Below are 10,722 nucleotides of genomic sequence, written 5' to 3' on the forward strand. Positions count from 1 at the left end.
CTAAAGTAAAGTCGTGAGGACGCAATTGTGACTGACAAAAATCGTTCTCAATGGGATCTGTGTCGGTTTCTCGAAACCCTGACCTACTTTGAGGTATTTCCTGTTTTCAACTGGGTACAAAAGTTAATTCAAGGTCGTCCCAAAGAAAACCAAACTATACCCAAGGGAGGAAGAATTATGGGTGTCACCCTAGTAGCTGGTGCGACAGGTGGTGTAGGTAAACGTGTCGTACAGCGATTAGCTGCACAAGGAAATAAAGTTCGCTGTTTGGTGCGAGATATTGACAAAGCCCGGTCAATTCTCGGTAACGATGTTGACCTAGTTGTTGGGGATATCACCAAACCAGAAACCCTCACAGCCTTAGTCATGGCTAATGTTTCCTCTATAATTTGCTGTACTTCCGTGCGTGTACAACCCGTAGAAGGAGACACCCCAGACAGAGCAAAATATAATCAAGGCGTGAAATTTTATCAGCCAGAAATTGTCGGCGACACACCAGAAACAGTAGAGTATCAAGGTGTGAAAAACTTAGTTACAGCAGCAGCTAAATTCCTCCCCCCCTCCGGTGAAAAATTCATATTTGATTTCACCCAACCCTCAGAAGAATTAAAAAATATTTGGGGTGCATTGGATGATGTCGTTATGGGTGGTGTGAGTGCTAGTAATTTTCAATTAATCGAAAATGCAGCTTTATTTGCTGGTAATGTTTCCACAGCCAACTCTGGCGGATTTGCATCTGTGAGAACCAAGAATTTCTCCCCACCCATTGATTTATCGGGTTACACAGGGGTGAAATTGCGCGTTAAAGGTGATGGACAGCGTTATAAAATCTTTTTGCGAGCCGAATCAAAATGGGATGGTGTTGGTTACAGTTGTTCTTTCGATACAGTAGCTAATAGTTGGATAGATATTACCATTCCTTTTGCCGATTTAATTCCTGTATTTCGAGCTAAAGTTGTTAAAGATTGTCCCCCCATTGACCCTAGTGAAATTTGTTCATTGCAATTGATGTTGAGCAAATTTGAATATGATGGGGCTTTAAATCCTAAATTTAGTCCTGGTGGTTTTGCGTTGCAAGTTGAATCAATTAAAGCCTATTCTCAAGAAAGTTTACCTCAGTTTGTCCTGATCAGTTCTGCTGGAGTAACTCGTCCCGGAAGACCAGGAATTAACTTAGCAGAAGAACCACCAGCAGTCAGATTAAATGATCAGTTGGGAGGAATTTTAACTTGGAAGTTGAAGGGTGAAGATAGTTTAAGAGAAAGCGGAATACCTTACACAATTATTAGACCTTGTGCTTTAACTGAGGAAGCAGGGGGTAAGGAATTAATTGTAGAACAAGGCGATAATATCCGAGGAAAAATCAGCCGTGAAGATGTGGCAGAACTTTGTGTAAAAGCGATAGAAGAACCAAAGGCGTGTAATAAAACTTTTGAAGTAAAAGCGGGAGAAAATAACGCTAAATCCATTGATTGGCAGCAATTATTTTCTCAATTACAAGCTGATAAATAAATGCTTGAATCTGTAGGGTGTGTCAGACAGAATAATTTAGGCTAAAATCACTAATTTTAAGTTTCTGACGCACCTTATTTCATCTAACTAGCAACTTACATTATTAAAACCTGATAAATCAATACTTGAAAAGTGTTAATAAAAATGTTTAGGAGATTTTTTTTAGCTGGAATTTTGGTTATTATTTTATGGAGTAGTGTTTTATCAAATACTGCTTCATCACAGCAATTGGAATCTCGAATTAATAATTTAGAATCAGATTTTCGTCGTTTGCAATTGCAGTTAAATCAGATTGAATTAAAAATTGTCCAAAACCGCCAAACTCAATCTCCTAAAATTACACTTACTCCACCACATTCTACAGGTTCTACAAGGGAATTATCGCCGTCAGAAGTTAATAAGATGTTGAATAAATTAGCGATTTTAGTAGTGGAGTTAAAAGAACAAGTTAACCAGTTAACAATGCGAGTCACTAAACTTGAACCACAATAATGTTATACTAAAAACGGTTAGGACATGGACTTTTACAAAATGACGAAAAACCCAGATTTGTAGGGGTTTAGCATGCTAAACCCTTACCCACAGAATCAAATGATTAAGCCGTGTTTAGTATATTTGCTAGTGAATGCCTTTATGTTTTTAATTATAAACTGATGAAGTAAGTAGGTTGACATACCTTTAAATTCTTCTGTTTCCTCCTCAAAAATTTGCTCTTAGCTGCACCCCATACATCGCCGGATCACCAAATCCTGCCGTTACATTAGGTGGTGGAAAAAAGAAACCAGAGTTAATATAACGAGTGTCAAACAAATTGTTAGCAAATAAATAAATACCGTACTTTTTCCACTCATAACCAATTCTGGCATTAACTACTGCAAAAGGCTCTTGCTTAATTTGATTAGCATCATCCAAATAATTTGTGCCGTAACCGCGCAATTCTCCACGGGCAAAAATACCCCCTGCACTGCGATATTGAATCGCTAAATTGTAAGTTAATTCTGGTGCGAGAGGAACACGATTATTACTATAACTTATGTCTGTAAATGGATTACTATAGTTTTTAAATTTGCTATCTACATAACCCACACCAGCAATTAAATCTAGCCCCTTTACCGGTTGGGCTTTCAATTCAAATTCTAATCCAGTGATATCTACATCAGCATTCGCAATATCGCGGAAAAATCCATCATTATCGGTTAGCAAAACTTGATAGTCATTAACATTAGTGCGAAACACCGATAAATTAGCCATCAAACGATTATCTAGCCAGGAAGACTTTAAACCCGCTTCATAAGTCCAAGATGTTTCTGCTCGATATTTACGGGTTGCGTCGTCGTCAGCACGGTAATTGAGTCCACTGGGGCGATATCCTTGGGCAATTGTCCCGTAGGCCATTAAATTTGGGGTGATTTGATACTGCAACCCAAAACGGGGAATTACCGTACTGCTACTGATTTCTGCTCCTTTTAATTCAGCACTCAATGGAGTAACTCCACCACCAGGCGTTTCCAAGACACGACGACGGCTCAGAGTGCTATCAGCAGTTTCATAACGCAAACCAGCAAATAAAGTCAACTGTTCAATGGGTTTGTAGTCTAATTGACCAAATGCTGCATAAGTATTACGAGATTGTTCAGCAGAAACACGATTGCGTCCCTCTGGTACACCAAATATGGCAGTAGCTGTTGCTGTCCGTTCTATAGTATCATTAACAACATTAAAATCACGCCCTTCATAATATCCACCAAGTAACCAGCGAAAACGGTCTGCACTTTCAGGGGACTGGAAACGAAATTCCTGTGACCAAACGGTGGAATTAATATCTATAATCTGCCTGAGTACATCAAGTTCAGCAAAGTTATCTCCCAAAAAATTGGATTGATTGGTAAAACGCCGGGCTGTAATTGACGTAGCCCGAAATTTAGCACCATCATAGCCGATTTTCAAGGCTTGGGTATTACTGCTTAACCGCGCAAAACCATCTACACTTTGATCAATCTGAAATGGGTCAGGGGCATTACGGAGATTATAGGTAGGGTTGCCACCATCGCTATCACTAGCGTAGGTATTGAAAGATACGCTCCATTCTGGTGTAGGTGTCCAAAGAATTTGCGCCCTTCCTGCTACTTTTGCTATTTCGCCAACAGTGCGATTCAATGTCGTATTATCAATAAATCCATCCCGTGCGTTGTATATACCAGCCAGTCGAAACGATAGTTGATCAGGAATTACTGCATCACTGAGGGAAAGTTGCAATTCACGGCTGTTGTAGCTGCCATAACTGGCTGAAACTCCAAATTCCGGCTTTTGAGTCGGTTGACGGGAAATCATATTCACAACCCCAGCCGGACTGCTTCTCCCGTAGAGGGTACTTTGGGGACCGCGTAGCACTTCGACTCGTTCCAAATCAATCAAGCTCAGGTCTAAAAAGCCACCGTAATCAAATGGAACATCATCAATATAAAAAGCTACGGTATCTTGGTTGCTAAAAGCGTTGAAATTACTTAAACCGCGCATACTGTAGTAGTTGTATTCAGCACTACCAGATGAAGAGGAAGAAAATGTAAAGTTGGGTGTGTTGTTGGCGATACCAGAGAAAGAACTAATTTGGGCATCTTCTAGTTGCTGACGCGGAATTACCGTCAAACTAAGTGGTATATCCTGAGCGTCTTCTGTCCGCTTTTGGGCGGTGACGGTTATTTCTATTTCTGGATCTGATGTAGCGAAAAATAGATTTAAAGTTAAACCACCATTATTTCCACTTATTTGTAGTTTTGGTGCGTCTTCAATTCCAGTTACCAAAACTCGAACTTTGTTATTTTCTTGTTGTGTAACCGTAATTGCAGTAATTCCCTCTGCTGGATCTTTAATTGTAAACTCTTGTTGATCTGGTAAAGCTAGTACCGCATTTGCTATATCTGCAATTAAAATATTACCATCAATTAAAGTTTCTGGTGCGGATAATTCTCCAGTGGTCGTTTCTAAGACAACTTGCAAACCGGTTTCTGTTTCTTGCAGTCGTACACCAGTTATTTGCAAAATTTTAGGAGTTGGAGATTCCTGAGCGAACCAATTTTTAATACTCGGTTTCGGACGTTCAACATCATTTAGTCGCGGAATATCTGTAATAACTCCACTGGGAACAGTTTCTGCATTTGCTTTCTGAGTGATCAGCAAACAAATAGTACCTGCTATACTTATATGCACACACTGTTTTAATTTCAAAGCTACACCCCACATTCCACGAAAAAATAACTAGAGAGATTACGTCTCAGATTTCTCAGTACGATTATTTAGTTCATGGAGTCAGGTTGTCAAAAGACAAGCTGTCAAATAAGATATTTATTTAAATTAAACGCGGATGGACGCAGATCAACGCAGATTGTTGTGTAATTCATTGAAACTAGGAAATGCTATATCAAAAATCTAGTTTGACAAGTTGTCTTTTGACTTGGTGGTTTATTTAACTCAAAATAGCTGTTTATAATATCAATATTTTTGTCCTTAGATGGATAAAGTAACTAAATTCCTTTATTTATAGAACCAGCATGAAACCGCAATTATTATTGACATCTACCACAATAGCAGGGATTATCCTGGCTGGGAATTTCTGGGGCGTTACCAAAACTGTAGCTCAAACTACTAACACTCAACAGGTAACAATTAATTTTCAAGGAAGAGTGGGTAAACAACCCTTTGAATGCGGTAAAACCTATACTTTAGGTAAACCAGTCACAAAAGTTACTCCTGATGATTTCCGTTTTTATGTATCTGATATTGCTTTGATTGATCACAATGGTCAATCTATACCTGTAAATTTAACACAGGATGGAAAATGGCAATATCAAAATGTCGCTCTCTTAGATTTTGAAAATAAATCTGGTGGCTGCGCTAATGGTACAGTTGAAACACGTAATCAAATTGTTGGGACAATACCTAAAGGTAATTATCAAGGCTTACAATTTACCTTGGGTGTTCCCTTCAATCTAAATCATGCTGATTCTGTCACCGCACCATCACCATTAAACTTGACTTCTTTATGGTGGAATTGGCTTTTTGGTTATAAATTTGCTCGTCTGGATTGGAAAACCCAAACTGATAATCCTCAGCTAAAGCATAGTGAACAAGATAAAAAATCCCAGGGTTTCCCGATTCATTTGGGTAGCACTGGTTGTCAAGCTGCTGAGGGAAGTCAAAAACCATCAACTTGTAGTAATTTAAATACTGCAAAAGTCATTTTTACGAAGTTTGATATTAGTAAGAATGTCGTAATTGCTGATATAGCAGCCTTAATAGGAAACACAAATTTAACGATTAACCAAAAAAATACTCCTCCTGGTTGTATGTCATCTCCTGATGATAGTGACTGTAATGTGATTATGACTAATTTTGGTCTACCTTTTGGTGGGAAACCTGCTGCTAAACAGAAGTTCTTTAGAGTTGAATGACATTATCTCGCTGGTTCAGCTTGCTGATAATTTGTCTGTTCTCAGTTTGTTTATCAATTGGGCTGAGTACAACCCTTTCCGCATCTTCAACTTCAGAATATAACTGGAATCTTCCAGTTTGGATGCCTAAACCAATTGTACCAGCCGATAACCCGATGACTTCCCAAAAAGTTGAATTGGGAAGACATCTTTTTTATGAAAATCGGTTATCAATTACAGGTAAGTTTTCCTGTGCTTCTTGTCATCTCCAAGAATTGGCTTTTACTGATGGTAAAATAGGATCTGTAGGAGCAACTGGTGAAAAACACCCCCGTAACTCTATGAGTCTTGCTAATATTGGCTATAACCCTGTATTAACTTGGGCTAACCCTTTAATGACAAAGTTGGAAAATCAAGCTTTAGTACCAATATTTGGGGAACATCCAGTGGAAATGGGGATGGTAGGAAGGGAGAAACAAATATTAGCAATGTTGCGAGATGACGCAAAATATCGGCAGATGTTTACAGATGCTTTTAAAAATGATAAAAGTCCTATTAACCTCAGCAATTTAACTAAGGCTTTAGCGGCTTTTGAACGCACTTTAATTTCTGTAAATTCTCCCTATGATAAATATCGCTTTGGTGGTGATGCTAATGCCATTTCTCCAGCAGCTAAACGGGGTGAAAAACTATTTAATAGTGAAGATTTAGAATGTTTTCACTGTCACGGGGGGATTAATTTTACAGATTCCGTCATGCACGAAAAATTAGCTTTTCAGGAAATTGCTTTTCACAATACTGGACTTTATAATATTGATGGCAAAGGTTCTTATCCAGCAGATAATACTGGGGTTTATGAAATTACTTCTAAGCCAACGGATATGGGTCGTTTTAAAGCTCCTACTTTGCGAAATGTTGCTCTAACTTCTCCCTATATGCACGATGGTAGTATAGCGACTCTGGAAGAAGTTATTGATCATTATCAAGTCGGTGGAAGAACTATTGATGAAGGTGAATTTGCCGGAATTGGTAGTACAAATCCTTTCAAAAGTGAGTTTATTGGTGGGTTTAAATTAAGTGAAAGTGAGAAACAAGATTTACTAGAATTTTTGCGAAGTTTGACTGATGAAGAGTTTATTAAAAACCCTGCTTTTAGTAATCCCAACCTAGAGTAAATAAAAAAATAATTAACCGTTTAATTGTAATCATGTCGATTTTTGAGAGTATATTGTCCCAACTGTCCCTGATGTTCACAACGAAAACCACGCTGTTTCCAAGCAGACATATCTACATCAATCAGTCTCGTTACCTGTGAACATTGTGGCTGAATCACTTGACTGAAAAATGCCCAAAACAAACTGCGGGTGACATCTAATCCCGTTTTTAGCCAAGATTCTTGATTACCAGGTATACCTTGCTCCTGGACAACATCAGATTCTACCCAAATACCATGAGAACCGAAAATAATTTGTGCCATCAACTTAGATCGGATTGCATGGCTGCCTGAAGTAATCAATTTAACCTTATGTACTCCCCAACTCCGCAAAATCGGCAACCCATAATAAAAATTATCAAAAGTTGAATTAGCGCAATTTTCTAACCAAACATTCCGTAAATCTGCTGATTCTCTTTGAAAAATTAGCCAAATACAAGGATCTGGAGAACCGCGAGAAATTAAAATAGGTGTTTGGGGATATTGTTTTGCTAATTGGGTAACGTAAATCTCCCTGCGAATGCTCCCACCAAGGACAAAAAAGGCATCAACTGACTGGTAAGAAACTGAAACTAAGGTTATAGTGTTAATAATTAACCAAGTAGCCACAAGAATACAGATAGCTAAAGCAATATTTTGTAACAATCGCCCGGATTTCCTGAATTTCCTCTTCTTGGGAATTGATGATCTGATGGGAAAATTGTGTTTCATAACTTAATTATTAAAGGCTTGAGTTTCTCCTATCCAAAAATGCAGCGATCGCGCCAACAAAGTGCTATCTTAGAAAAATAACTTGAGGGTGTGAAAATGACACAATTACTGGTGTCACGGTATGGATAGGCTATGAAAGCTATCCTCTGGCGGATGATAAAACTCATACACCAAAGGAATTTTTAACCTGTTTTCTGTTAAGAGTTCTCTGAGATAGCAACAATAGTTAATTCCAAAAACAGTAATTTCCACATCATTTACCAAAAAAAATGCTCAATGGAGTATAACTGAAATTAAGGTATACAAACTTGAAAATATCGGGAAAACCTGATTGCTAAACTGTCAACTACACAACTATTCTGGCTGGTATACATGAACCAATCTGCGAAAAGTTACTCACCGCTCCAAGTAGCCTTGATTGGGGGAGCGATCGCTACAACTGCTACAATATCTGTGTTTGGTCAAGCTTGGACGCGGTGCGTTCATGCCGCTTTACAAGATAGCCCAAAAGCTTTAGTTGACCAAGTTTGGCAACTGGTGAATCGTGAATATGTTGATGGTAAATTTAATCAACAAAATTGGCAAGCAACTAGGCAAAGTCTTTTAAGTAAAGAATATACCTCTAATGCACAAGCTTATATAGCTATTCGTGAAGCCCTGCAAAAATTGGGTGATCCTTATACTAGGTTCATGGATCCTAAGCAATTTGAAGCCTTGACTAGCCAAACATCCGGCGAAGTTTCAGGTATTGGTATTCGGATGGAATTTAACGAAACAACCAAGAGAATCACCATCATTGAAGCCATAGAAAATTCTCCGGCTATGAAAGGGGGAATTAAAGCAGGGGATCAAATTTTAGCAATCAATGGTAAATCTACTTTAAAAATGAACTTAGATAGTGCATCTGAGTTAATTCGGGGTAAAGCCGGGACTGCGCTTACATTACGTTTGGCAAGACCAGGGACAAGCCCCTTTGATTTGAAGCTGACCAGGGCAACTATTGAAGTTCCTACGGTGCGTTATACCCTTAAACAAGAAGGTGGTCGTCGGGTTGGTTATATACGCTTGCGAGAGTTTAGCGCCCATGCTGCTGAACAAATGGATCGGGCAATTCGGGACTTAAACAAACGCAAAGTTGATTCTTATGTGTTGGATTTGCGTGGAAATCCCGGAGGGTTATTGCAAGCAAGTATTGAAATAGCAAGAATGTGGTTAGATGATGGGGCAATTGTCAAGACTGTAGACCGAAAAGGCGGCGGTGAAGAAACAAAAGCCAATCGCACATCGTTAACAGATCGTCCTTTGGCGGTATTGGTAGATGGTAATTCTGCCAGTGCTAGTGAAATCTTAACCGGCGCACTCAAGGATAACCGGCGGGCTGTAGTTGTTGGTAGTAAAACTTTTGGTAAGGCTTTGGTGCAATCGGTACATGAACTATCCGATGGTTCTGGTTTGGCTGTCACCATTGCTCACTACTACACCCCCAAAGGTACAGATATTAACCGTAAGGGTATTGAACCTGATATTAAGCTAGATTTGACAGAAATGCAAGAGCGTCAATTGGCTGCTAATCCAGATTTAATTGGTACTAACAGCGATCCTCAATATACTCGCGCGATCGCTGCCCTGTCTAATAGGAAATTTGCTCAAGCACCAGCTACTCCTAATTCTCAATCTATCAGTAACAGTGCCGAAGATTTGAAGTTTTAACTTTTTTTCATAGTTCTTTGTTTCCCACTCTTGGAATATAGGGTGGGATTTATATTTTCCCTGTTCCCTGTTCCCCTCTATATGATTAGCTTTTTGCCGAAAGTGTCTGTGGTTGTTCCTGTATATAATGGTGAGGCGGATTTACCAGATTTGCTTGATTGTTTGTTGTCGCAAACTTACCCAACAGAGCAGGTAGAGTATTTACTTGTGGATAATCATAGCAGCGATCGCACTCTTTCCATTCTTACAAAAACTGCTGAAAATTGCCCGAATATCCACCCATTAAGCGAAAATAACATTCAAAGTTCCTACGCGGCTAGAAACACAGGAATTAGAACAGCCACAGGTGAAATCATTGCTTTTACAGATGCAGATTGTCGTCCCCAACCACAATGGTTACATACATTAATTCAGCCTTTTGTCAATCCAGAAGTGGTAATTGTCGCTGGTGAAATTGAAGCATTACCTGGTAAAAGTATCCTGGAAAAATTCGCAGATCAACAAGAGACGTTATCTCAAAAACATACCCTGGCTCATAAATTTTGTTCCTATGGACAAACTGCAAATTTAGCAATTCGTCGGCAGGTTTTCACCAAATCAGGTTTATTTCGTCCCTATCTTAGCACCGGGGGAGATGCTGATATTTGTTGGCGTATTCTTAGGGGAAATCTTGGTAAATTAGAATTTGCGGCGAGTGCGATCGTTCAACATCGTCACCGTGTTACTATTAAAGAATTAGCAAGTCAATGGCGACGTTATGGGCGGTCTAATCGTTATTTACATGAACTGCATGGTGTAGAATTAATGAGAGAGATGACAACCAAAGAATATGGTTATCGTCTACTGCGTTGGTTATTAAAAGAATTACCAAAAGCAAGTATTAATAATATAATTGGTAAAGCTAGTTTTATAGACTTATTAAATACTCCCATTGGTTTATTTACAGCTAATGCCCGTTCTCAGGGACAACGAGAAGCAAAATTACCAGAAAACGCTCAGATAATTGAATGGTTGTAAGTAGGGTTTGATGAAAAGGTCTTTTCGTTAGGGTTAGGAGTCAGCACTTCGGCTAATAAAAAACACTCAACCACCTAATGCAAAAAACTTCTCAAACCCTCATTCCTCTGCGTTCTCTGCGCCTCTGCGGTT

8 protein-coding genes are annotated in these 10,722 nt (G+C 39.0%); 6 read left to right on the plus strand and 2 right to left on the minus strand.

Features of this window, described 5'->3' with window-relative positions; all coding sequences use genetic code 11:
• Positions 1-27: 27 nt before the first annotated feature.
• Together VB711_RS22095 and VB711_RS22100 are read left to right on the plus strand one after the other, a co-directional pair.
• Positions 28-1,512 (plus strand): CIA30 family protein, encoded by a 1,485-nt coding sequence (locus tag VB711_RS22095; protein ID WP_323288465.1) that lies wholly within the window; start codon positions 28-30, stop codon positions 1,510-1,512.
• A 174-nt stretch (positions 1,513-1,686) separates the two neighbouring features.
• Complete coding sequence (locus tag VB711_RS22100; protein ID WP_323288467.1) at positions 1,687-2,004, plus strand: hypothetical protein; 318 nt, start codon at positions 1,687-1,689, stop codon at positions 2,002-2,004.
• Positions 2,005-2,211: 207 nt separating this feature from the next.
• Here the strand turns inward: VB711_RS22100 and VB711_RS22105 are convergent, their stop codons facing one another.
• A complete protein-coding gene (locus VB711_RS22105) occupies positions 2,212-4,752 on the minus strand; it encodes a TonB-dependent receptor domain-containing protein (RefSeq protein WP_323288469.1) in 2,541 nt (846 codons plus the stop codon).
• Positions 4,753-5,060: 308 nt separating this feature from the next.
• Between VB711_RS22105 and VB711_RS22110 the strand changes: the two genes are divergently transcribed.
• Together VB711_RS22110 and VB711_RS22115 are read left to right on the plus strand one after the other, a co-directional pair.
• Entirely contained in the window at positions 5,061-5,960 is a 900-nt protein-coding gene (locus tag VB711_RS22110; protein WP_323288470.1) for an MbnP family copper-binding protein, read from the plus strand.
• Positions 5,957-7,114 (plus strand): MbnH family di-heme enzyme, encoded by a 1,158-nt coding sequence (locus tag VB711_RS22115; protein WP_323288471.1) that lies wholly within the window; start codon positions 5,957-5,959, stop codon positions 7,112-7,114. The genes VB711_RS22110 and VB711_RS22115 overlap by 4 nt, the downstream gene beginning before the upstream one ends.
• 20 nt (positions 7,115-7,134) lie before the next feature.
• Here the strand turns inward: VB711_RS22115 and VB711_RS22120 are convergent, their stop codons facing one another.
• Positions 7,135-7,863, minus strand: a complete 729-nt coding sequence (locus VB711_RS22120; RefSeq protein WP_323288472.1) for a YdcF family protein — start codon at positions 7,861-7,863, stop codon at positions 7,135-7,137.
• Positions 7,864-8,235: 372 nt separating this feature from the next.
• Between VB711_RS22120 and ctpB the strand changes: the two genes are divergently transcribed.
• Positions 8,236-9,573, plus strand: a complete 1,338-nt coding sequence (gene ctpB, locus VB711_RS22125; RefSeq protein WP_323288473.1) for a carboxyl-terminal processing protease CtpB — start codon at positions 8,236-8,238, stop codon at positions 9,571-9,573.
• Between the two features lie 81 nt (positions 9,574-9,654).
• Positions 9,655-10,590, plus strand: a complete 936-nt coding sequence (locus VB711_RS22130; protein ID WP_323288474.1) for a glycosyltransferase — start codon at positions 9,655-9,657, stop codon at positions 10,588-10,590.
• Positions 10,591-10,722 lie beyond the last annotated feature (132 nt).

This window comes from Cronbergia sp. UHCC 0137 (assembly GCF_034932285.1).
Lineage (GTDB): Bacteria > Cyanobacteriota > Cyanobacteriia > Cyanobacteriales > Nostocaceae > Cronbergia.